The 23,266-nt window shown below is 69.9% G+C and carries 19 protein-coding genes; 12 read left to right on the forward strand and 7 right to left on the reverse strand.

Annotation, left to right across the window (positions count from 1 at the left end):
• Positions 1–226: 226 nt before the first annotated feature.
• The 7 genes from ACIGKL_RS09595 to ACIGKL_RS09625 all read left to right on the forward strand — a co-directional run bounded on the left by ACIGKL_RS09595 (position 227) and on the right by ACIGKL_RS09625 (position 8,132).
• Positions 227–1,582, forward strand: coding sequence for an 8-oxoguanine deaminase (locus tag ACIGKL_RS09595; RefSeq protein WP_397486429.1), 1,356 nt, complete (start codon positions 227–229; stop codon positions 1,580–1,582).
• Between the two features lie 334 nt (positions 1,583–1,916).
• Positions 1,917–2,999, forward strand: coding sequence for a BMP family ABC transporter substrate-binding protein (locus ACIGKL_RS09600; protein ID WP_397486430.1), 1,083 nt, complete (start codon positions 1,917–1,919; stop codon positions 2,997–2,999).
• Positions 3,000–3,237: 238 nt separating this feature from the next.
• Positions 3,238–4,206, forward strand: a complete 969-nt coding sequence (locus tag ACIGKL_RS09605) for a 2-oxoglutarate and iron-dependent oxygenase domain-containing protein (RefSeq protein ID WP_397486431.1) — start codon at positions 3,238–3,240, stop codon at positions 4,204–4,206.
• Positions 4,207–4,362: 156 nt separating this feature from the next.
• Complete coding sequence (locus ACIGKL_RS09610) at positions 4,363–5,310, forward strand: adenosine deaminase (protein WP_397486432.1); 948 nt, start codon at positions 4,363–4,365, stop codon at positions 5,308–5,310.
• A gap of 86 nt (positions 5,311–5,396) precedes the next feature.
• Positions 5,397–6,644 carry a TIGR03862 family flavoprotein gene (locus ACIGKL_RS09615; protein ID WP_397486433.1) on the forward strand — a complete coding sequence of 416 codons (1,248 nt, stop codon included), beginning with the start codon at positions 5,397–5,399 and terminating at the stop codon, positions 6,642–6,644.
• 41 nt (positions 6,645–6,685) lie between these two features.
• The gene (locus ACIGKL_RS09620) at positions 6,686–7,687 is read left to right on the forward strand and encodes a response regulator (protein ID WP_397486434.1); all 1,002 of its coding nucleotides are present in this window, start codon (positions 6,686–6,688) and stop codon (positions 7,685–7,687) included.
• Between the two features lie 4 nt (positions 7,688–7,691).
• A complete protein-coding gene (locus ACIGKL_RS09625; protein ID WP_397486435.1) occupies positions 7,692–8,132 on the forward strand; it encodes a PAS domain-containing protein in 441 nt (146 codons plus the stop codon).
• A gap of 189 nt (positions 8,133–8,321) precedes the next feature.
• Here ACIGKL_RS09625 and ACIGKL_RS09630 read toward each other — a convergent pair whose 3' ends face one another.
• From ACIGKL_RS09630 to ptsP, 3 genes are read right to left on the reverse strand one after another with little or no spacing between them, the layout of a single operon-like run.
• A complete protein-coding gene (locus tag ACIGKL_RS09630; protein WP_397486436.1) occupies positions 8,322–10,052 on the reverse strand; it encodes a fructose-specific PTS transporter subunit EIIC in 1,731 nt (576 codons plus the stop codon).
• A gap of 13 nt (positions 10,053–10,065) precedes the next feature.
• Complete coding sequence (pfkB, locus tag ACIGKL_RS09635; RefSeq protein ID WP_397486437.1) at positions 10,066–10,986, reverse strand: 1-phosphofructokinase; 921 nt, start codon at positions 10,984–10,986, stop codon at positions 10,066–10,068.
• Entirely contained in the window at positions 10,986–13,850 is a 2,865-nt protein-coding gene (ptsP, locus tag ACIGKL_RS09640; RefSeq protein WP_397486438.1) for a phosphoenolpyruvate--protein phosphotransferase, read from the reverse strand. The genes pfkB and ptsP overlap by 1 nt, the downstream gene beginning before the upstream one ends.
• Positions 13,851–14,235: 385 nt before the next feature.
• Between ptsP and cra the strand changes: the two genes are divergently transcribed.
• The gene (gene cra, locus ACIGKL_RS09645) at positions 14,236–15,222 is read left to right on the forward strand and encodes a catabolite repressor/activator (protein WP_397486439.1); all 987 of its coding nucleotides are present in this window, start codon (positions 14,236–14,238) and stop codon (positions 15,220–15,222) included.
• Between the two features lie 346 nt (positions 15,223–15,568).
• Entirely contained in the window at positions 15,569–16,366 is a 798-nt protein-coding gene (locus ACIGKL_RS09650) for a TatD family hydrolase (RefSeq protein WP_397486440.1), read from the forward strand.
• A gap of 23 nt (positions 16,367–16,389) precedes the next feature.
• On the opposite strand, the gene ACIGKL_RS09655 is transcribed toward ACIGKL_RS09650, so the two are convergent.
• Positions 16,390–16,959: a pseudouridine synthase gene (locus ACIGKL_RS09655; protein WP_397486855.1), complete on the reverse strand. Its 570-nt coding sequence runs from the start codon at positions 16,957–16,959 to the stop codon at positions 16,390–16,392.
• A gap of 174 nt (positions 16,960–17,133) precedes the next feature.
• Here ACIGKL_RS09655 and ACIGKL_RS09660 point away from each other — a divergent pair, with 174 nt between their 5' ends.
• Positions 17,134–18,165, forward strand: coding sequence for an NAD(P)-dependent alcohol dehydrogenase (locus tag ACIGKL_RS09660; RefSeq protein WP_397486441.1), 1,032 nt, complete (start codon positions 17,134–17,136; stop codon positions 18,163–18,165).
• A gap of 3 nt (positions 18,166–18,168) precedes the next feature.
• Here the strand turns inward: ACIGKL_RS09660 and ACIGKL_RS09665 are convergent, their stop codons facing one another.
• Positions 18,169–19,512 carry a PLP-dependent aminotransferase family protein gene (locus ACIGKL_RS09665; RefSeq protein WP_397486442.1) on the reverse strand — a complete coding sequence of 448 codons (1,344 nt, stop codon included), beginning with the start codon at positions 19,510–19,512 and terminating at the stop codon, positions 18,169–18,171.
• An 81-nt stretch (positions 19,513–19,593) separates the two neighbouring features.
• Between ACIGKL_RS09665 and ACIGKL_RS09670 the strand changes: the two genes are divergently transcribed.
• Entirely contained in the window at positions 19,594–20,562 is a 969-nt protein-coding gene (locus ACIGKL_RS09670) for a threonine dehydratase (RefSeq protein WP_397486443.1), read from the forward strand.
• On the opposite strand, the gene amn is transcribed toward ACIGKL_RS09670, so the two are convergent.
• Entirely contained in the window at positions 20,563–22,035 is a 1,473-nt protein-coding gene (gene amn, locus ACIGKL_RS09675; protein WP_397486444.1) for an AMP nucleosidase, read from the reverse strand.
• A 65-nt stretch (positions 22,036–22,100) separates the two neighbouring features.
• Entirely contained in the window at positions 22,101–22,430 is a 330-nt protein-coding gene (locus ACIGKL_RS09680) for a DUF3703 domain-containing protein (protein ID WP_397486445.1), read from the reverse strand.
• A 104-nt stretch (positions 22,431–22,534) separates the two neighbouring features.
• On the opposite strand from ACIGKL_RS09680, the gene ACIGKL_RS09685 reads away from it, so the two are divergent.
• Positions 22,535–23,257: a hypothetical protein gene (locus tag ACIGKL_RS09685; RefSeq protein ID WP_397486446.1), complete on the forward strand. Its 723-nt coding sequence runs from the start codon at positions 22,535–22,537 to the stop codon at positions 23,255–23,257.
• The last annotated feature ends 9 nt before the right edge of the window (positions 23,258–23,266 follow it).

A 23,266-nucleotide genomic window follows, 5' to 3' on the forward strand; every position in this document is an offset into this window, starting at 1 on the left:
CTCGGTTTTTGTTTTGGGGGTGGGTTGTTTGGTTGTTGTGCGGGTCTCGACCCCCCCCCCCCCCCCCGGGGGGGGGGGGGGGGGGCGCGCCCCCCCCCCGCGACAGGTTTGTTGCCCCTGACTTCAGAGTCAGCTATCTTCCCCCGCACGTCGATTCCGACGCACCTGGATCAGCAGACAGGGTCAACACTGAGCTGGCTCGACTCAACCACTGAGGAGCCTGCTCATGGCTGCTACCCGTATCTGGATCAAGAACCCTCTCGCCATTTTCACCGCCAACGGCCTGGACGCTTCCGGCGGCCTGGTGATCGAGGATGGCCGCATCAGCGAAGTGCTCAGCAAAGGCCAGCAACCCGCCGCGCCCTGCCAGCAAGTGTTCGATGCCCGCGAGCATGTGCTGCTGCCGGGCCTGATCAACACCCACCATCACTTCTACCAGACCCTCACTCGCGCCTGGGCGCCGGTGGTCAACCAGCCGCTGTTCCCCTGGCTGAAGACACTCTACCCGGTCTGGGCGCGCCTCACGCCGGAGAAACTGGCCCTGGCCAGCAAGGTGGCGCTGGCCGAACTGCTGCTGTCCGGCTGCAGCACTGCAGCCGACCATCACTATCTGTTCCCCGGCGGCCTGGAGCATGCCATCGACGTGCAGGTCGAGGCGGTACGCGAACTGGGCATGCGTGCGATGCTCACCCGCGGTTCGATGAGCCTGGGCGAGGCCGACGGCGGCCTGCCGCCGCAGCAGACGGTGCAGCAGGGCGAGGTGATCCTGGCCGACAGCCAGCGCCTGATCGGCCAGTACCACCAGCGCGGCGACGGCGCGCAGATCCAGATCGCCCTGGCGCCCTGCTCGCCCTTCTCGGTGACCCAGGCCATCATGCGCCAGAGCGCCGAGCTGGCCGAGCAACTGGACGTGCGCCTGCACACCCACCTGGCGGAAACCCTCGACGAGGAAGACTTCTGCCTGCAGCGCTTCGGCCTGCGCACCGTGGATTATCTGGACAGCGTCGGCTGGCTCGGCCCGCGCACCTGGCTGGCCCACGGCATCCATTTCAACCCCGAGGAAATCGCCCGCCTTGGTGCCGCCGGCACCGGCATCTGCCATTGCCCCAGCTCCAACATGCGCCTGGCCTCGGGCATCTGCCCCAGCGTGGAACTGGAAGCCGCCGGTGCGCCGCTGGGCCTGGGCGTCGACGGCTCGGCCTCCAACGATGCCTCGAACATGATCCTAGAAGCGCGCCAGGCCCTGTACATCCAACGCCTGCGCTACGGCGCCGAGCAGATCACCCCAGAGCGGGTGCTCGGCTGGGCCAGCAAGGGTTCGGCGAAATTGCTGGGCCGCGACGACATCGGCGAGCTGGCGGTGGGCAAGCAGGCCGATCTGGCGCTGTTCAAGCTCGACGAGCTGCGCTTCTCCGGTAGCCACGATCCACTCTCTGCGCTGCTGCTGTGCGGCGCCGACCGCGCCGACCGGATGATGATCGGCGGCACCTGGCGCGTCATCGATGGGCAGATCGAGGGGCTGGATGTGGCGCAGTTGATCGCCGATCACCGTCAGGCCGCGCGTGAGCTGATCGCAGGCTGACATCGGTTGCGTAGGCTGGATCGAGCGCAGCGATGCCCAGGCTACCGTCTGAGTCGCAGCTGTCGCGGCTAAAGCCCCTCCCACAAAGGCCCCCTCCCGCAAGAACAGCGCCAACCTGTGGGAGGGGCTTCAGCCGCGACCGCCATTGACGAGCACCTACGCACCACAACACGGCACTTCACAACACCACGCACCAATCCAGCTCCAGCATCGAGACAGGCCAGCAGCCAGAACGGCAGCAACACCGCTATCTGTCTTGTTGGTCAGCTTTTTGCAGTCAGGGGATCAGCCAACCAACGGCCATCCCGACACCAAGACTGGAGCTGCACCCACCATGCACAAGAAGAGCAAGACACCGCTGCTGCGCACCCTCGTCGCCGCCCTGGGCCTTGGCGCCATGCTCGGCGCCTCGGCCGCCGATCCGCTGAAGGTCGGCTTCGTCTATATCGGCCCCATCGGCGACCACGGCTGGACCTACCAGCACGAGCAGGGCCGGCAGATGCTGATCAAGGAGATGGGCGACAAGGTCAGCGCCAGCTTCGTCGAGAACGTGCCGGAAGGCGCCGACGCCGAGCGGGTGATTCGCAACATGGCCAAGGGCGGGTTCGACCTGATCTTCACCACCTCCTTCGGCTACATGAACCCGACCATCAAGGTGGCCAAGCAATTTCCCAAGGTCACCTTCGAGCACGCCACCGGCTACAAGCAGGACAAGAACCTCGCCACCTACCTGTCGCGCTCTTACGAGGGGCGCTACGTCGGCGGCTTCCTCGCGGCGAAGATGACCAAGACCAAGAAGGTCGGCTATGTCGCCTCCTTCCCGATCCCCGAGGTGATCCGCGATATCAACGCCATCCAGCTGGCCCTGGACAAGTACAACCCGGGCACCGAGATCAAGGTGGTGTGGGTCAATACCTGGTTCGATCCGGGCAAGGAGTCCGACGCCGCCAACGCGCTGATCGACCAGGGCGTGGACGTGATCTTCCAGCACACCGACAGCCCGGCGCCGATCCAGACCGCCGAGCGCCGTGGCGTCTACTCGGTGGGCTATGCCTCGGACATGGCCCATTTCGGGCCCAAGGCCGTGCTCACCTCGATCGTCAACGACTGGGGCCCGCACTACGTCAAATCCACCCAGGCGGTGCTCGACGGCACCTGGAAATCCGAAGACTTCTGGGGCGGTCTGGCCGAGGACACCATAGAACTTCCGATCAGCGACCTGGTGCCGGCCGAGGTGAAGAGCGAGGCCGAGCAGATCATCGCCGACATCCGCAGCGGCAAGTTCCACCCCTTCACCGGCCCGATCAAGGATCAGAGCGGCACGCTGCGCATCGCCGACGGCGTGAGCGCGACCAATGCCGAGCTGGCCTCGATGAACTACTACGTGGAAAACCTGAAGGCCGAGCTGCCGAAGTGACCTGATCGCGGCCAGTGGCGGGTTGCACCCGCCCTACCGGCTGAACCTTGTGGGAGGGGCTTTAGCCGCAACAAGCAAATGGCTCGCGGCTAGAGCGGATTGCCGCCCGGCCCTCCCGCGAGCCAACAGAGATGCCGTCCCTGCACTGCAGAACCGCATCAAGGGGACGTTTCACACGAAACGTCCTTTTTCGCTGCCCTGGGTACGAGAAGACTCGCAGCAACACCCCGGAGCTTTTATGAACAGCCTTCCCATCATCGACATTGCCCCTCTCTACGCCGACGACGCAATCGCCTGGCCTGCCGTGGCCGAACAAATCGACCGCGCCTGCCGCGACTGGGGCTTCTTCTATATCGTCGGCCACCCTATCGGCAGCGAGCGCATCGACGCCCTGCTCAGTGCGGCGAAGACCTTCTTCGCCCTGCCCGCCGAGGAAAAACTCAGGATCGACATCACCCGGAGCGCCCACCACCGCGGTTACGGTGCCATCGCCACCGAGCAGCTCGACCCGAGCAAGCCGAGCGACCTGAAGGAAACCTTCGACATGGGTTTCCACATGCCGGTCGATCACCCCGAGGTGCTGGCCGGCAAACCGTTGCGCGGGCCGAATCGCCACCCGCACCTGCCCGGCTGGGCCGAGCTGATGGAACAGCATTACGCCGATATGCAGGACCTGGCCAGGACCCTGCTGCGCGCCATGGCCATGGCCCTGGATATCGAGCACGACTTCTTCGACGCGCGTTTCCATGAGCCGATCAGCGTGCTGCGCCTGATCCACTACCCGCCGCGCCACACCGCCAGCAGCGCCGAGCAACAGGGTGCCGGGGCGCACACCGACTACGGCTGCGTCACCCTGCTCTACCAGGACGACGCCGGCGGCCTGCAGGTGCGTGCGCGGGGTGGCGAGTGGATCGACGCGCCGCCGCTGGCCGGCAGCTTCGTGGTCAATATCGGCGACATGCTGGCGCGCTGGAGCAACGACCGTTACACCTCCACGCCGCACCGGGTGATCAGCCCGCTGGGGGTGGATCGCTACGCCATGCCGTTCTTCGCCGAACCGCATCCCGACACGCTGATCGACTGCCTGCCGAACTGCTCCAGCGCGGACAACCCGCCCAAGTACGCGGCGGTGACCAGCGCCGAGTACCTGCTGTCGCGCTTTGCCGATACCTATGCCTATCGGCGTGACGAGGCGCAGGATGAATGAGGCGTAGGGTGGACATGCCGCCAGGCTTGTCCACCACGAAACCGGCAATGGTGGACAAGGCTTCGCCATGTCCGCCCTACACCGCCCGGCACAGCGCATGCCTGTCCTACGGGTTAAACTTGGCCGCACCGCAAGCCTGATAACGAGAACCCGACCATGCCCGAATGGCTCAACGCCCTGCCCAAGGCCGAACTGCATCTGCACCTGGAGGGCTCGCTGGAGCCCGAACTGTTGTTCGCCCTGGCCGAACGTAACGGGATCGCCCTGCCCTGGGCCGATGTCGAGACCCTGCGCGCGGCCTACGCCTTCAACAACCTGCAGGAATTTCTCGACCTGTACTACGCCGGCGCCAACGTACTGCGCAGCGAGCAGGATTTCTACGACCTGACCTGGGCCTATCTGCAGCGCTGCAAGGCGCAGAACGTCATCCACGTCGAGCCCTTCTTCGACCCGCAGACCCACACTGACCGCGGCATTCCCTTCGAGGTGGTGCTGCGCGGCATCCAGCAGGCGCTGCGCGACGGCGAGCAGCAACTGGGCATCAGCCACGGCCTGATCCTCAGCTTCCTGCGTCACCTGCCCGAGGAGGAGGCCTTCAAGACCCTGGAGCAGGCCATGCCGTTCCGCGACGCCTTTATCGGCGTCGGCCTCGACAGTTCGGAGAAAGGCTTCCCGCCGCGGCTGTTCCAACGGGTGTTCGCCAAGGCCCGCAGCGAAGGCCTGCACGCGGTGGCGCACGCCGGCGAGGAAGGCCCGCCCGAGTACATCTGGGAGGCGCTGGACCTGCTCAAGGTCGAGCGCATCGACCACGGCGTGCGCGCCAGCGAGGACGAACGGCTGATGCAGCGCATCATCGACGAGCAGATCCCGCTGACCGTCTGCCCGCTGTCGAACATCAAGCTGTGCGTGTTCGAGCATATGGGCCAGCACAACATCCTCGAGATGCTCGAACGCGGGGTGAAGGTGACGGTGAACTCGGACGATCCGGCCTACTTCGGCGGCTACGTCGGCGAGAACTTCGCCGCCCTGCACGAACATCTGGGCATGACCGAGGAGCAGGCCAGACGCCTGGCGCAGAACAGCCTGGACGCGCGCCTGGCCTGATGCCGCCGGCGCCACGCCGCAGGGCTCCCCCCGGGCCCTGCCCCTTCGGCTAGAATGCGCCCTTTCCTCGCCCTGCCGGTCGCCGCATGCCCGCCATCCCCGCCCCCACCGCTCCCCTGGTCGCCATCGTCGGCGGTGGCCCCGCCGGCTTGATGGCCGCCGAGGTGCTGGCCCGTGCCGGGGTGCGCGTCGAGCTGTACGACGCCATGCCCTCGCTGGGACGCAAGTTCCTCCTGGCCGGGGTCGGCGGCATGAATATCACCCATTCCGAGGCCAAGCCGGCGTTTCTAAGCCGCTACGGCGAACGTCAGCGGGAGGTCGCCGCGCTGCTCGAAGACTTCGACGCCGACGCCCTGCGCGCCTGGATTCACGGCCTGGGCATCGACACCTTCGTCGGCACCTCCGGACGCGTGTTCCCCAGCGACATGAAGGCCGCGCCGCTGCTGCGCGCCTGGCTGCGCCGCCTGCGCGAGCTGGGCGTGACCCTGCACACCCGCACCCGCTGGCTGGGCTGGAACGACGACGGCAGCCTGCGCCTGGCCACTGCCGACGGCGAACGCCGGCTCGCGGCCGACGCCTGCCTGCTGGCCCTGGGCGGCGGCAGCTGGCCGCGACTGGGTTCCGACGGCGCCTGGACGACGCTGCTGCAGGCGCGCGGCGTCGAGGTGGCGGCGCTGCAACCGAGCAACTGCGGCTTCGAGGTGGCCGGCTGGAGCGAGCACCTGCGCGACAAGTTCGCCGGCGCGCCGCTGAAGAACGTCGCCCTGAGCTTGCCCGGTCGGGACGCACGGATCGGCGAGTTCGTCCTCACCGAACAGGGCGTCGAGGGCAGCCTGGTCTACGCCTTCTCCGCCGCCATTCGCCGCACCATCGAGGCCGAGGGCCGGGCCGTGATCAGCCTCGACCTGCTGCCGCAGACGCCGCTGGCCAAGCTGCAGCAGGCACTGGCCAGGCCGCGCGGCAAGCACTCCATGGCCAAGCACCTGCAGCGCCAGGCCGGGCTGGAGGGGGTCAAGGCCGCCCTGCTGCGCGAGCTGGCGCCAGCTGCCGCCTTCGCCGATCCGCCCGCCCTGGCGCCCTGGATCAAGGCCCTGCCGCTGACCCTGCTGCGCCCACGGCCGCTGGCCGAGGCCATCAGCAGCGCCGGCGGGGTGTCCTTCGAAGCACTCGACGAGCGACTGATGCTCAGGGCGCTGCCCGGGGTGTTCTGCGCCGGCGAAATGCTCGACTGGGAGGCGCCCACCGGCGGTTACCTACTCACCGCCTGCTTCGCCAGCGGCCGGGTCGCCGCCCACGGCCTGTTGAACTGGCTGCGCCACGCCAACCGCGACTAAGCTCAGGAGCACCCCCCACTGCGCACAGGTCCTTCCCCACCGTGATCCCCTTGCTGGTCTGCGACGACTCCGCCATGGCGCGCAAGCAGCTGATTCGCGCCCTGCCCGGCGAATGGCCGGTGGCCCTCAGCCAGGCGGCCAACGGCGAAGAAGCCCTGGCGTTGATCCGCCAGGGGCGCGGCCAGGTGCTGCTGCTGGACCTGACCATGCCGGTTCTGGACGGCTACCAGACCCTAGCCGCGCTGCGCGCCGAGGGCCTCGCGAGCCAGGTCATCGTGGTCTCCGGCGACGTGCAGGAGGAAGCCGTGCGCCGTGTGCGCGAGCTGGGCGCGCTGGCCTTTATCCAGAAGCCAGCCGACCCCGAGCGGCTGCGCCGGACGCTGATCGAACTGGGCCTGTTCGCCCCCCAGGCCACGCCTGCGGCGCAGGCCCAGGCCGCCGCCGTGGACGCGCTCAAGGTCAGTTTCCGCGACGCCCTGCGCGAGGTCAGCAACATCGCCATGGGCCGCGCCGCCGCACTGCTGGCCAGGGTGCTCGGGGTGTTCGTGCAGTTGCCGCTGCCGCAGGTGAATATCTTCGAGGTCGGCGAACTGCATATGACCCTGCTCGACGCCCAGCGCGGCGAGCGTTTCAGCGCCATCTGCCAGGGTTTTATCGGCGAGGCCATCGCCGGCGAGGCGCTGCTGCTGTTCCACGACTCGGAAGTGGACGACATGGCGCGCCTGCTTGGCTGGCAGCCGAAGAACGAGACAGAAACCACGGAGATGCTCCTGGACCTGGCCAGCATCCTGATCGGCGCCTGCCTGGCCGGCATCGCCGAACAGCTCGACCTGCGCTTCTCCCAGGGCCATCCGCAGCTGCTCGGCCAGCATGCCAGCCTCGATCAGCTGATCCAGGTCAACCGCCAGCGCTGGCGCCAGACCCTGGCGGTGGAGATCAGCTACAGCCTGGAAGGCCACGCCATCCACTTCGACCTGCTGCTGCTCTTTACCGAAGACTCGATTGCCCGCCTGACGGCGAAGATCGGCTACCTGATGGAGTGAGGCGATGCCCGCGCAGATCGATATCCGCGAAGTTCACTGGCTGCTCGACATCGTCCAGAGCATCGACGTCGGCGTGCTGGTGCTGGATCGCCAGTACCGCGTCGAGGTGTGGAACGCCTTTATGGAAAACCACTCCGGGCTGGGCCCGGACCAGGTGCAGGGGCGCTCGCTGTTCGAGCTGTTCCCCGAACTGGACCGGCCCTGGCTGGAGCGCAAGGTGGAAAGCGTGGTGCAACTGGGCACCCGCGCCTTCAGCCTGTGGCAGCAGCGCCCCTACCTGCTGCGCTTCAACAGCTACCAGCCGATCACCGGCCGGGCCGACTTCATGTACCAGAACGTCACCCTGCTGCCGCTGGCCGGCCAGCCGGTCGAACACGTATGCCTGGTGATCTACGACATGACCGCCGCGGCGGTGGCCGCAGGCACGCCATCATCGGGCGGATGAAAACCGTTAACAGCGTGATGAGGGAGCCTGACAGCCGCACCTATCGACCGTTCTCCCACCCTGGTCGCGGTGCTCGGCCTGTGCCGCGCACGATGAACAAGCACCGGGAACATGTGTGCACGAAGCTCGGCGTGGAACGCCGCCTCGCCGGCCCTGGCGGCGATGAGCGGGCGCGGCGGAGAACCCCTGCTACGCCGCCGCCCCAACCGCCAGCGGCTGGGCATCGGCGCGTTTGATCAGGGCGTAGACCACCCCGGTCAGCAGGCTGCCGGCGACGATGGCCAGCAGATACAGCAGCGCCTGGTTGATCGCGTTGGGGATCAGCAGCACGAACAGCCCGCCGTGCGGCGCCATCAGCTTGCAGCCGAAGTACATCGACAGCGCGCCGGTCAGGGCGCCGCCGGCGATGCTGGCCGGGATCACCCGCAGCGGGTCCTTGGCGGCGAAGGGAATCGCCCCCTCGGAGATAAAGCACAGCCCCAGCACCCCGGCGGCCTTGCCGGCCTGGCGTTCGCTCTGGGCGAACTTGCGCCGCGCCAGCAGGGTGGCGATGGCCATGCCGATCGGCGGCACCATGCCGGCGGCCATGGTCGCCGCCATCGGCGCGTAGCTCTGCGAGGCCAAGAGGCCCACGGAGAAGGCGTAGGCGGCCTTGTTGATCGGTCCGCCGAGGTCGACGCACATCATCCCGCCGAGCAGCAGGCCGAGCAGAATCGCGTTGGTGCTGCCCATGCCGTCGAGGAAGGCGGTGAGCCCGGCGAGCATGCCGGCCACCGGGCTGCCCACCAGGTAGATCATCACCAGGCCGGTGAACAGGCTGGCGACCAGCGGGATGATCAGGATGGGTTTCAGCGCCTCGATGCTGTCCGGCAGGCGCAGCCAGCGGGCGATGGCCAGGGCCGAGTAACCGGCGAGGAAGCCGGCGATGATCCCGCCGATAAAGCCGGCGCCCAGCGAGCCGGCCAGCAGGCCGCCGATCATTCCCGGCGCCAGGCCCGGGCGGTCGGCGATGGAATAGGCGATATAACCGGCCAGCAGCGGCACCATCAGCTGGAACGCGGTCTCGCCGCCGATCTTCATCAGCGCCGCGGCCAGAGTGCCCTCCTCCTTGAACGCCTCGATGCCGAAGACGAACGACAGGGCGATCAGCAGACCGCCGGCCACCACCATCGGCAGCATATAGGACACGCCGGTGAGCAGGTGCTTGTAGGGCCCGGCCTTGGCGCCGGGCTTGGCCTGGCTAGCAGCTTGGTTCGACGCGGCCTCGGCCAGCGGCTTGGCTTCGCTCAAGGCCCGTTCCAGGGTCTGCTGCGGTTGCTTGAGCGCCACCCCGGTGCCGCAGCGATAGACCTTCTTGCCGGCGAAGCGGGCGGTGTCCACCTCGATATCGGCGGCCAGCAGCACCGCGTCGGCGGCGGCGATGGCGGCCTCGTCCAGCAGGTTGCGCGCGCCCACCGAGCCGCGGGTCTCCACCTGCAGCTCGAGACCCATGCGCGCCGCCGCCTGCTGCAGCGCCTCGGCGGCCATAAAGGTGTGCGCCACCCCGGTCGGGCAGGCGGTCACCGCTACCAGCCGACGGCGCCCGCTCGGCGCGATAGCCAGATCCTCGGCATAGGGCTGGGCGCGCTCGGCCGCCTCGCGCAGGAAACGCTGCGGGTCGGCCAGCGCCTCGGCCGGGGTGGATTGCAGCAGGCGCTTGCCGACGAAGCGGGTCAGCGGCAGCTCGCCGGTCTTGACCACCAGCACCAGGTCGGCGGCGGCGATCTGCGCCTCGCTGAGCGGCGCGCCGATGGCGCGGGCGTCGTGCACCTCGACGCGGGTGCTCCAGCCCAGGCGTCCGGCGGCGGCCTGCAGCAGGCGCGAGCAGAGCACGCTGGTGACCTGGCCATTGGGGCAGGCGGTAACGATCAGCAGGTTCATGGTGAAAGGCCTCTTATTGTTCTAGGGACTGCAGCTGCACCGCCGCTTCCAGGCGCGCCAGCTGTTCGCGATCGTGGATGCCGAAGCCGAGCTGGGTCACCGCCTGGGCGGCTACCGCGGTGGCCAGGCGCAGGCTGCGCTCGGCCGGCCAGCCTTCGAGCAGGCCGTGCAAGCTGGCGGCCAGCAGCGAATCGCCGGCGCCGACCGTGCTGGCCACCGCGACCCGCGGCGGCATGGCGCGCAGGGCGATGCCCGGGCCGTGCCAGTCGACGCCGGCGGCGCCGCGCGACAGCAGCACGTGCTCGATGCCCTGGGCGCGCAGGCCGCGCACCGCGGCGTCGAGATCGCTGCCGCAGGCCTCGGCCAGCTCCTCCTCGTTGGGCTTGATCAGCCAGGGCGCCACGCCCAGCGCCGCGCTCAGCGCCGCGCCGCTGCTGTCGACCGCCAGCGGCACGCCGCTGGCCTTGAGCCGGCGCAGCAGGCTGGCGAACCACTCAGGCGCAACGCCGCGCGGCAGGCTGCCGGCCACCACTATGGCGTCGTGGCCGGCCAGCAGCGGGGCCAACTCGCCCTCCAGTTGCCGCAGGTGCTCGGCCTCGACCTGCGGGCCGGGGCCGTTGAGATCGGTGATGCGCCCATCGGCCTCGGCCAGCTTGATATTGCTGCGCGTCTCGCCGGGCACGCGGACGAACAGGTCGTGGAAGCCGCGCTTGTGCATCAGGCTCTCGAACGGCGCCGCATTGGCGCGACCGAGAAAGCCGGCCACGCTCAGGCTGTGGCCGAGGTCGGCGAGCACCTGGGCGACGTTCAGGCCCTTGCCGGCGGCGTGACTGGCAAAATCGTGGCAGCGGTTGACCGCGCCGGGCTGCAGCTGGTCGAGGCGCAGGGTCAGGTCCAGCGCCGGGTTCAGGGTCAGGGTCAGGATGCGCGCCATCAGTGCACCTCCGCGACCAGCGCGCGCACCGCGGCGGCGCTGTCCAGGGCCAGGGCCTGCTCGGCCAGCGCGCGCGCGTGGCGGCTGTCGAGCTCGCGCACGCGCGCCTTGACCAGGGCGATGGCGCGCGGCGACACGCTCAGCTCGTCGACGCCCAGGCCGACCAGCAGCGGCACCGCCAGGCGGTCGCTGGCCAGCTCGCCACAGACGCCGACCCACTTGCCCTCGGCATGCGCCGCCGCCACCGTCATGCCGATCAGCCGCAGCACCGCCGGGTGCAGCCCGTCGGCCTGGGCCGAGAGGGTCGGGTGGCCGCGGTCGATGGCCAGGCAGTACTGGGTCAGGTCGTTGGTGCCGATGCTGAAGAAGTCCACCTCGCGCGCCAGCACCGGCGCCAGCAGGACCGCCGACGGCACCTCGACCATGATGCCGAGCTGCAGGTCGGCCACAGGGATCTCCTCGCGCAGGCGCAGGGCCATGTCGCGCGCCACCCGCCACTCCTCCACCGCGCCGACCATGGGGAACATGATCCGCAGCGCTCGCCCCTCGGCCGAGGCCAGTAGCGCGCGCAGCTGGGTTTCGAGGATATCCGGACGCTGCAGGCTGAGGCGGATGCCGCGCACGCCGAGGAAGGGGTTTTCCTCGGCCGGCATCGGCCAGTAGGGCAGCGGTTTGTCGCCGCCGACATCCAGGGTGCGCACCACCAGCGGGCGGCCTTCGAGCGCATCGAGCACGCGGCGGTACTCGACTTCCTGGGCCGCCTGGCTCGGCGCCTGGGCGTGCTCCATAAATACCAGTTCGGTGCGCAGCAGGCCCACCGCCTCGGCGCCCAGGGCCACCGCCTCGGCGGTCTCGCCGGCGGCGCCGATATTGGCCGCCACCTCGACGCGCACGCCGTCACTGGTCACCGCCGCCTGCAGGCGCGCGGCATGCGCCTGCTCGCGGCGGCGCTGCGCGGTGTCGCGCTCGCGCAGCGCCTGCTGGCGGGTCGCTTGATCCGGCGCCACGCGCAGCAGGCCGCTGTCGCCGTCGAGCAGCAGCGGCGTGCCCTGGGCCAACGCCAGGATCGCCTCGCCGGCGCCAACCACGGCGGGAATGCCCAGGGCGCGGGCGATGATGGCGCTGTGTGCGGTGGCGCCGCCGCGCGCGGTGAGGATGCCGGCGACGCGCTGGCGATCCAGGCCGGCGACGTCGGACGGCGCCACCTCGGCCATCACCAGCACGTAGGGTTCGTCCGGCTCGCCCGGCAGCTCGACGCCGCACAGGCGCGCCAGCACGCGGCGGCCGATGTCGCGCAGATCGGCGGCGCGCTCGGCCAGCAGCGCGTCGTGCAGGGACTCCTGACGCTGCGCGGCGGCCTCGATCTCGGCCTGCCAGGCCGCCTCGGCACTGGCGCCACGGGCCAGACGCGCGTCGACGTCCTCGCGCAGCGCCGGGTCTTCGAGCATGGCCAGATGGGCGCTGAATATCTCGCGAATGCTGGCCACCCCGGCACCATCGACCATTCGCTGGATCTCGCCGCCGATCACCGCCAACGCCTGGTCCAGCCGCCGTCGCTCGCTATCGGCGCCCTGGCCCTGCTCGGCGTAGTCGAAGCGCGGCAGCACCCGCACCAGCGCCGGGCCCATGGCGATACCCGGCGAGGCGGCCACCGCCTGCAGGCGCGCACCGGCCGGCGGCGCTTGCAGCGGCACCTGCGCGGTTTCGTCGGCTGCCGCCTCCTGCGGCGTCAGCGGCAACGGCTCGACCGCCTCGCCCAGGCCGCTTTCCAGCGCGGCCTGCAGCGCCGGCAGGGCGTCGCCGGCGATGCCCGGTTCGGCGCTGAACTCCAGCAACTGGCCGCGCCGCGCGCCGAGGGCGAGCAGGCGGCTGAGGCTCTTGGCCGAGACCCCGGCGCCTGGGTCGCCAACCAGGCGCACGCGGATCTCGCCGGCGAAGCCCTGCGCCAATTCGCTCAGAATCTTGGCCGGGCGCGCATGCAGGCCGTGGGCGTTGGCCAGCGGCAGCTGCACGCTGGGCCAATCCGGCGCCACCTCGCCGCCGAGGGCCTCGATCACGCTGCGACTGTTATGCGCCTCGCACAGCTCCGCGGCGCGCCCGCCGATCAGCACGTCGCACAGCCGTTCCAGCGCCTGGCGATGCGCCTCGCCCTGGCTGGCCAGGCAGAACAGGCCCTTGAGCAGCTCGCCGCGAAAGCTCAGGGGCGCCGCCGGGGTGACGAAGGCCAGCCCCGGCCGCTCCACGGCGCGCTCGCTGTGCAGCCACCACAGCCCCTCGCCCAAGGGCAGCGGCTCGCCGCGGGCCAGGCTGAGGGCGAAGCCGGAGGCCGCGCAGCCGGCCTGCTTGAGCAGTCGCGCGCCCTGCCAGAGCAGCTCGTCGAAATCCTCGACCGGCAAACCCAGGCCCACCAGTTGGCCGTCCAGCGCCAGCGCCTGCGGCGCACCCTGCAGCAGCTCGACGATCTGCTCGGGCGCGCGCGCCGCGCGCAGCGCCTGGCTCAAATCGCCCTCGCCGAGCGCGCGGGTGAGCAGCTGCAGCAGGTGCAGGTGCTCGTCGGACTGCGCGGCGATGGCGATGGCCAGGTACACCTGCTGGCCGTTGCCCCAGTCCACGCCGTCGGGGAACTGGATCAGGCAGACGCCGGTGCGCAGCACCTGGTCGCGGGTCTGCGGGGTGCCGTGGGGGATGGCGATGCCCTGGCCGAGAAAGGTCGAACCCTGCACCTCGCGCGCCTGCAGGCCGGCCAGGTAAGCCGCGCTGGCCAGGCCGGCGGCCGCCAGGGCCTCGCCGAGCATGGCCAGCGCCGCCTGTTTGTCCGCGGCCTGGCGGCCCATCTGGATCTGGCTGGCGTCGAGTTCGAGCATGGAAATGTCCTCCGGCAGGCGAGGTATCCGAGTTCTGCAATTGACTGGCGCAGAAACCCGAATTCGCGATCTTGTTCTTTAGAGCCTGCTCAAAGTCTGCTGCGCGTCGGCCCTGCTGCGTTGAAAGCAGGCGCTGGGGAAGTTCTGAAAAGATCATCTACCGTCACTCCTGCGAAGGCGGGAGCCCAGGTACTACGCAGGTTCTGGATTCCCGCCTGCGCGGGAATGACGACTCTTTCAGAATTTCCCTGGCTCGCGAGACTTTGAACAAACTCTTAGCCTAGTCGATGAAAGCGCTTGCTGAAACGTTTCATCTAGCGCTGGCACCTTATCCCAGAATCGGCGATCCTTGAAGCCCGATCGTCGTCGACAGCCTGGAAGCCCCGTGAAACTCAGCGATATCGCCCGCCTGGCGCAGGTCTCGGTGACCACCGCCAGCTACGTGATCAACGGCCAGGCCGAGCGCCGGCGCATCAGCCCGGCCACGGTGGAGCGGGTGCTGGCGGTGGTCGAGCAGCATGGCTATCGCCCCGACCAGCAGGCCGCCGGCCTGCGTCGCGGGCAGAGCCGCTGCCTGGGTTTCATCCTCCCCGACCTGGAAAACCCCAGCTACGCGCGCCTGGCCAAGCTGCTGGAGCAGAAGGCCCGCGCTGCCGGCTACCAGTTGCTGATCGCCAGCTCCGACGACGACCCGCACAGCGAGCGGCAGTTGCTCGAACTGTTCCGCTCGCGCCGCTGCGACGCGCTGATCGTCGCCAGCTGCCTGCCGCCGGACGATCCGCTGTACCGTCGCCTGGTGGCCGGCGGCCTGCCGGTGATCGCGGTGGACCGCGCGCTGGACCCGGCGCATATCCGCTCGGTGGTCAGCGACGACGAGCAGGCCGGCGCCCAGCTCACCGCCAGCCTGCTCACGCCGCCGCCGCGGCATATCGCCCTGCTCGGCGCGCGCCCCGAGCTGGTGATCAGCCAGGCCCGCGAACGCGGCTTCCGCCGGGCGCTGACGGGCTTCGCCGGGCGCATCAGCGTGCTGCACGGCGAGCAGTTCAGCCGCGCCAGCGGCCAGCGGCAGATGCAGGCGCTGCTGGCCGAGGCCGGCGCCCCCGACGCCCTGCTCACCACCGCCTACGTGCTGCTCGAAGGGGTGCTCGACGCCCTGCGCGAACGGGCGCCGCAAGCCTGGCCGGCGCTGCGCCTGGCCACCTTTGGCGACACCCAGTTGCTGGATTTTCTGCCGCTGCGGGTCAATGCCATGAGCCAGCAGCACGAGCGCATCGCCGAACGGGTGCTGGCCTGGGCGCTGCAGGCGGTGGAGCGGGACGACTACCGCCCCGGCATCGAGGCCATCGACCGCAGCTTCAAGGCGCGACTGTAAAGAGGATCGCTCGCAAGCGTCCCCAACAAGGGACACCGCTTGCCGTAACCACGTGGGAGCCCCGCCTCGGGGCGAAGCTTTTGGCTTCTGCATCAATTCGCCGCGGGGCGCGGCTCCTGCAGTCTGAGCGCCGCCATGAGCCGAGCCCACCGTTGGCTTCTGGGTACAAGCCACGCCGCTCAATAAACGACCAGCTCAGCCAACGCCGCGCCGGCTCTGCGCCGGCGCCATCGGCGCACAACTTATGCACAGCTTGCTGCACCGTTACTGTGGGTTAAACGATTGAATCGGCTGGCAAATTTCTGCGCGCCTGGCATCTGCCGGACAAATCGCCGATGCTTGCTCCATGCGCCTGATCGACACCCACACCCACCTGGATTTCCCCGACTTCGACGCCGACCGCCTTGAGGTGCTGGCGCGCAGCCGCGCCCTGGGCGTCGAGCGCCTGGTGGTGCTCGGCGTGTACCAGGCCAACTGGCAACGATTGTGGGAGCTGGTGCTGAAGGAAGACGGCCTGTACGCCGCTTTCGGCCTGCATCCGGTGTATCTGGAGCAGCACCTGCCCGAACACCTGGGCGAGCTGCGCGCCTGGCTGGCGCGCCTGGCCGGCCATCCGCGGCTCTGCGCGCTGGGCGAGTTCGGCCTGGACTACTACCTGGACAACCTCGACCGCCAGCGCCAGCAGGCGCTGTTCGAGGCGCAGCTGGCGCTGGCCGCCGAATTCGAGCTGCCCGTCCTGCTCCACGTGCGCCGCGCCCATGCGGCGACCATCGCCACCCTCAAGCGTTTTCGCCTCAAGCGCGGCGGCATCGTCCACGCCTTCGCCGGCAGCTACGAGGAAGCGCGCGAGTACCTCAAGCTGGGTTTTCGCCTCGGCCTCGGCGGCGCCGCCACCTGGCCGCAGGCCAACCGCCTGCGCAAGGTGCTCACGCAACTGCCGCTGGAGGCCATGGTGCTGGAGACCGACGCCCCAGACATGGCCCCGGCCATGCACCCGAACCAGCGCAACAGCCCCGAATACCTGGCGGACATCTGCACCGCGCTGGCGGCGCTGCGCGGCATCACGGCCGAGGAACTGGCCGCGGCCAGCAGCCGCAATGCCTGCGAATTGTTCGGCTGGGAGCATGCCGGCACTCCGCGCTAGGCGGCGCGCACAGCGCCAGCCGCTTAATCGAGCCGCGCCGGCACCTCGCGCCACTGCCCCGGCTGCAGGCCATCCAGGCGCCAGGAGCCGATGGCCACGCGCACCAGGCGCAGGGTGGGCAGGCCGACCGCGGCGGTCATGCGCCGCACCTGGCGGTTGCGGCCCTCGCGGATCACCAGTTCCAGCCAGGCGGTCGGCACGCTCTTGCGAAAGCGCACCGGCGGATGTCTCTCCCACAGCTGCGGTTCGTCCAACAGGCGCGCCTGGGCCGGCAGGGTCGGGCCGTCGCCCAGCGTCACGCCGTCGCGCAACTGCTGCAGCTGCGCCTCGCTCGGTTCGCCCTCCACCTGCACCCAGTAGGTCTTCGCCAGCTTGTGTTTCGGATCGGCAATGCGCGCCTGCAGGCGGCCGTCGTTGGTCAGCAGCAGCAGGCCTTCGCTGTCGCGGTCCAGGCGCCCGGCCGGATAGACGCCGGGCACCGCGACGAAATCCTTGAGCGTGGCGCGGCCCTGCTCGTCGTTGAACTGGGTCAGCACGTCGAAGGGCTTGTTCAGCAGGATCAGCCGCGGCTCGGACGGCGGCGCCTTGGCCACCCGGCGCGGGGCGGCGGGACGGCGACTGGCGGGAGGACGTGGACGGGACATGCAGGCGGCTTCGGTGGAACTGGGCCGCGCAGTGTAACCCACGATCAGCGGCGCTGATGGTGCTTCCCCGCCGCGACGGGGCGACTAAGCTGCTGATTCCGCCCCCCGAATCAGGAGTCAGTCATGAGCAGCAGCGCCGAACTCGCCACCTTTAGCGGCTGGGCCGCCACCGCCCCCGGGGCGCCGCTGGAGCGCCACAGCTACGACCCCGGCCCGCTCGGTGCCGAGGAGGTCGAGGTGGCGGTGGAGTACTGTGGCATCTGCCACTCCGACCAGTCGATGATCGACAACGAGTGGGGCAATGCGCGCTACCCCTTTATCCCCGGCCACGAGGTGGTCGGCACCATCGTCCGTCTCGGCGATCAGGCGCGCGGCCTGAGGCTCGGCCAACGGGTCGGCATCGGCTGGTACAAGGGCAGCTGCATGCACTGCGGCTCGTGCATGGAGGGTTCACACCAGCTGTGCCGCTCGGTGAAGCCGACCATCATCGGCAGCCATGGCGGTTTCGCCGACCGCCTGCGCTCGCACTGGGCCTGGGCCGTGCCGCTGCCCGCAGGGCTCGACCCGGCGCTGGTCGGCCCGTTGTTCTGCGCCGGCTCCACGGTGTTCAACCCGCTGCTGGAGTTCGACGTCAAGCCCACCGACCGCGTCGGCGTGGTCGGCATCGGCGGCCTCGGCCACCTGGCGCTGCGCTTTCTCAACGCCTGGGGTTGCGAGGTGACCGCCTTCACCTCCTCGCTGAGCAAGCAGGACGAAGCCAAGCGCCTGGGCGCGCACAGGGTGGTGGCCTCCACCGACAGCGCGGCGATGAAGGCGATTGCCGGCAGCCTGGATTTCCTCCTGGTCACCGCCAGCGCCGACCTCGACTGGGGCGCCCTGCTCGCAACCCTGCGTAGCAAGGGCCGGCTGCACTTCGTCGGCATAGTGCCCAGCGCCATCCCGGTGCATGTGTTCAACCTGATCCCGCAGCAGAAGAGCCTGTCCGGCTCGCCGGTGGGCTCGCCAGCGAGCATGGCGAGCATGCTCGAGTTCTGCGCGCGGCATCAGATCCTGCCGCAGGTCGAGCACTTCCCCATGAGCCAGGTGAACGCGGCCATCGACCACCTGCGCAGCGGCAAGGCACGCTACCGCGTGGTGCTGGACGCCAGCCGCTGAGGCTCAGGCGAGCGGCCAGGCCGCGACGATGCCCTCCAGGGCCCGCTTGAGTTCCACACGGCTGGCGGCCGCCGCGAGGCTGACGCGCACCGCATGGCCGGGATTGGCCTCGACCGCAAACACCTCGGCCGGCACCACCTCCACGCCGTGGCGCCGGCAGGCCTCGGCCAGGCCGACGGGCGGCGCGCCATCCAGCCACAGGTGCGGCGCCACCGCCCTGCCCTGCGGCATGCGCGGCCCGAGCACACGCGCGGCCAGGCGCCAACGCTGCTGCAGCTCGTCGACCTGCCAGGCCAGGCGCCGTTCGGCGACGCCGCTTTCGATCCACTCGCAGGCCAGCGCCAGGCTCAGCGGCGTCACCGCCCAGCGCGTGGCCTGGGCCTCGCGGTCGATACGTTCGAGCAATTCCGGCGCCCCCGCGATAAAGCCCAGGCGCAACCCGGGCGCGACGCTCTTGGACAGGCTGCTGATCAGCAGGCAGCGCTCGGCAAGCTGCACCGCCAGCGGCGCCTCGCCGCCGAGCACACCGTAGACGTCGTCCTCGACGATCCACAGGCCGCGTCGCCGCGCCACCTCGGCGATGGCGGCGCGGCGCTCGGCGTCCAGGCTGGCGCCGCTGGGGTTCTGCAGGCAGGGGGTGAGCACCGCCACGCGGGCGCCGGTGGTGCGCGCTTGGCGGTCGAGGTCGTCGGGCAGGATGCCGCGTTCGTCCATCGCCACGCCGTGCAGCGGCAGGCGCAGCTGCCGTGCGGCGGCCTTGATCCCCGGCGCGGTGAAGCGCTCCACCAGCAGCGGCTCGCCGGCCTCGCACAGCGCCAGCAGCGCCGCCGACACGCCCTGCTGGGCGCCGGCGCAGAGCAGCAGGCCGTTCGGCGCCAACTCCAGGCCACGGCGGCGCAACCAGCTGGCGCCGGCCAGGTGCGCACGCTCGACCAGCGCCGCCGAGGGATAGGCCTGCAGCGCGTCCAGCTCGCCACGGGCGGCCAGCGCGGCGAGGCTGGCGGACAGGTCGCGGTTGTCCGGGTCATGCACCGGCACGTTGGTCGACAGGTCGATCAGCTCGCCCTGCGCGGCCGGCTGTTTGAGGCGGAACAGACTCGCCTCGCGGCTGCCGGCCAGCACATAGGTGCCGCGGCCGACCTCGCCGGAGACCAGGTGGCGGCGCGCCGCCTCGCGGTAGGCGAGCATCACCGTGCTCGGGTTGATGCCCAGCGTCCAGGCCAGGCGGCGCTGCGGCGGCAGGCGCTCGCCAGGCTTGAGCTCGCCGCGGCCGATGGCCGTGGCGATGGCCTCGACCAATGCCAGGTAGGTGGGTAAGGCGCTGTCGCCGAGGTCAGGAAGCCACATTGTTTGCCATGCAATATAAAGATTTACCCATACAATGCCGCCGCACTAGCATCGGGGTCAACGCCATCCGGAGCACCGCCCATGTTCGACCTCGCCCAACTGCGCCAGAGCGCGCAACTGGTTCATCGCCATATGGCACCCACGCCACAGTTGAGTTGGCCGCTACTGTGCGAGCGCACGGGTTGCGAGCTGTGGGTCAAGCATGAGAACCACGCCCCCACCGCCGCCTTCAAGGTGCGCGGCGGGCTGGTCTATATCGACGCCCTGCTGCGCCGCGAGCCGCAGGTGCGCGGCCTGGTCACCGCCACCCGCGGCAACCATGGCCAGAGCCTGGCGCTGGCTGCGCGCGCGGCGGGCCTGGCGATCCGCATCCTGGTGCCGCACGGCAACGCCCGCGAGAAGAACGCGGCGATGCGCGCCCTCGGCGCCGAGGTGATCGAGCACGGCCGCGACTTCGACGAGGCGCGCGCCGAGGCCGCGCGCCTGGCCGAGCGCGACGGCCTGCACTGGGTGCCGTCACTGCACGAGGATCTGGTGCGCGGCGTGGCCACCTATGCCCTGGAGTTGCTCGAGGCGCTGCCGAACCTGCGCCGGGTCTATGTGCCCATCGGCCTCGGCTCGGGCATCTGTGGCATGATCCGCACCCGCGACCTGCTCGGCCTCGACACCGAGATAGTCGGCGTGGTCGCCAGCGGCGCCGACGCCTACGCGCAGAGTTTCGAGCAGGGTCGCCTGGTGCAGACCGAGCGCGCCGACACCCTGGCCGACGGCATGGCCTGTCGTCAGCCGCAGCCCTTGGCGCTGGAGATGATCCGCGCCGGCGCCGCGCGCATCGTGCGTGTGACTGATGAGGAGATTCGCGCCGCCATCCGCGCCTATCACGAGGACACCCACAACCTCGCCGAGGGCGCCGGCGCCGCCGCCCTGGCCGCCTTGATGCAGGAGCGCGAATGCAACACCGGCCAGCGCGTGGCGGTGGTGCTCAGCGGTGCCAATATCGACCGCCTGGCGCTGGCCGAGCTGCTGCGCGACGAGGTCGCAGCCGCCTGATCAGCGAAACGGCGGCTCGTCGAAGCTGCGCAGCTTGCGCGAGTGCAGCGAGTCGAGCTGGCTGCGCATCAGCTCCAGCGCGGCGATGCCGATGCGCAGGTGCTGGGTCACGGCGCGCTCGTAGAAGGCGCCGGCCGCGCCGGGCAGCTTGATCTCGCTGTGCAGCGGCTTGTCCGACACGCACAGCAGCGTGCCGTAGGGCACCCGCAGGCGGTAACCCTGCGCCGCGATGGTGCCGCTTTCCATGTCCACCGCCACCGCCCGCGACAGGTTGATCAGCGGCCGCTCCTGGGCCCAGCGCAGCTCCCAGTTGCGGTCGTCGTAGGTCAGCACGGTGCCGGTGCGCAGGCGTTTCTTCAGCTCGTCGCCCTGCTCGCCGGTGACCAGCTTGGCCGCCTCCTGCAGCGCCTGCTGCACCTCGGCCAGCGCCGGCAGCGGGATATGCGGCGGCAGCACGCGATCGAGGATGCCGTCGCGGCGCATATAGGCGTGGGCCAGCACGTAGTCGCCGATGGTCTGCGACTGACGCAGGCCGCCGCAGTGGCCGATCATCAGCCAGCAGTGCGGACGCAGCACGGCCAGGTGGTCGGTGATGTTCTTGGCGTTGGACGGGCCGACGCCGATATTGACCAGGGTGATGCCGTGGCCGTCCTCGGCCTGCAGGTGGTAGGCCGGCATCTGGTAGCGGTGCCAGATGACGTTCTCGATGATCGCCTGCATCTCGCCTTCGGCCATGCCGCGCTCGACCACCACGTTGCCCGGCAGCACCAGGCGGGTGAAGCGCGAGTCGCCCACCAGCATGTCCAGGCCGTGGCGGATGAACTGGTCGACGTAGCGGTGGTAGTTGGTCAGCAGGATCCACGGCTGCACGTGGCGCCAGTCGCTGCCGGTGTAGTGCACCAGGCGACGCAGGGAGAAATCCACCCGCGCCGCGTCGAACAGCGCCAGCGGCAGCGGGTCGGTGTTCTCCCAGTCGTACAGGCCGTCGGCGGTACCGTCGGTGGCGGCGGACAGGTCGGTGCTGGGGAACACCCGCGCCAGCTCGGCGGCGGTCACCCCGCTGCCGGCCAGCTCGTCACCCTGCTCCACCACATAGGGATAGGGGATGTTCTGCTGGCTCATGCCGACTTCCACGCGCAGGGTGAAGTCGTGCATCAGCGGCCGCAGCTGCTCCAGCAGGTATTTGCGAAAGGCCGCCGGCTGGGTCACGGTGACGCTGTAGGTGCCCGGCACCTGCACCTTGGCGTAGGCGCGCACGGTGGTCGGCACCTCGCCCTGGCACAGATAGGTCAGGCGCAGCTCGGGATAGCGGAACAGACAATGCTCGCCGGCGTCGGGCTTGATGCGCTCCTTGAGGTAGCGCTTCAGCGCCCGGCTGAGGGCGCCGGTGGCCTGCTGGTGGAGGGCGGCGAGGCGGTCGACCGCCTCTTCCGGGGTAAAGGCAACGACGAATTCATCGGCACAGGGTTTCACGGCGCACCTTCCTGGTTGATCGAACGCCCCTATCTTGCCTGTTCCGGCGGTGCCAGGCATAGCGCTCAGCGCAGCAGGCGAGCTAGATCCTCCGGCACGGGCTGCGGCGTCAGCGGCCCGACCCGGCGCGTGCCGGGATTGCCCAGCGGATAGAGGCCCAGCAGCGACCCCAGGCTGCCCGGCAGACGCAGCAGCTGCGCGAGCAGCTCGGCCCAGTCGCGCCGACGCCAGGCCCACAGCAGCATCAGCCAGTGGCTCAGGCCGTGCTGGAGAACACTCGGCTGGCCGAGGATATGCGCGCGCTCCAAATGACGCAGCTCGCCCTCGGCATCGCCCAGGCGGCGCTTGCGACGGGCCAGTTGCAGTTCGTGGTGGAAGGCTTGGCGACGGTTCATGGCGGTGCTCCAGAGTAGGCGACCGGGACAGTCTGCAAGCCTGGGGCGGCCCCGCGGTCAAGCGACTAGGCTTAGCCGCATAGCGCCTGCCCGAGGGTCGCCCCATGCCACGCCTGCTCAGCCTGCTCCTGTTGCCCCTGCTCGCTCCCGTCCTGCTCGCCGGCGAGCTGGACGGCCACTACCACGCCAACCTCGACGGCCAGCCGGCCGAGCTGATCCTGCGCAGCCAGGGTCAGTCGGTGGAGGGGCAATACGTGGAAAACCAGCGCCTGCGCCTGAACCTCAAGGGTCATTACGACGGCCAGCTGCTGCGCGCCGAGATCAGCGACCCGCAGTCCGGGCTGCTGATCGCCAACATGAACGCCACCTACGCCAACGCCATGCTCAACGTCAGCATCGCCGCGCGCGACCCGCGCAACGGCCAGGTGCTGGAGCGCCAGGCGCTGTTCCAGCGCGGCGCGCCGGCCAGCGCGCCGACTGCAGCGGAGCGCCTGGATCCGGCGCTGATCGGCACCTGGATCCACGAGAAGCAGATCAACAGCGGCGGCGCCAACTTCGCCTCGTTTTCCACCCTGCTGACCCTGCAGCTGGGCGCCGACGGCAGCGTCGCGCAGTGGAGCCTGGCGGCCGGCGGCGGCAGCGACTGGAGCTTCAACAGCCCGGGCGAGCTGCAATACCGCGGCCGCTGGCGCAGCGACAACGGCGTGCTGCTGGTGCGCCTGGACGGCGCCGCCGACTACCAGCCCGCCGCTTACTATCGCTTCAGCGACCCCTACCTGGTCACCGAGAGCAATACCGGCAAGATGATCTGGCAGCGCCGCCAGTAGCGCTGCGGG

The sequence above is a fragment of the Pseudomonas sp. NPDC077186 genome, from assembly GCF_044543505.1.
Taxonomy (GTDB): domain Bacteria; phylum Pseudomonadota; class Gammaproteobacteria; order Pseudomonadales; family Pseudomonadaceae; genus Aquipseudomonas.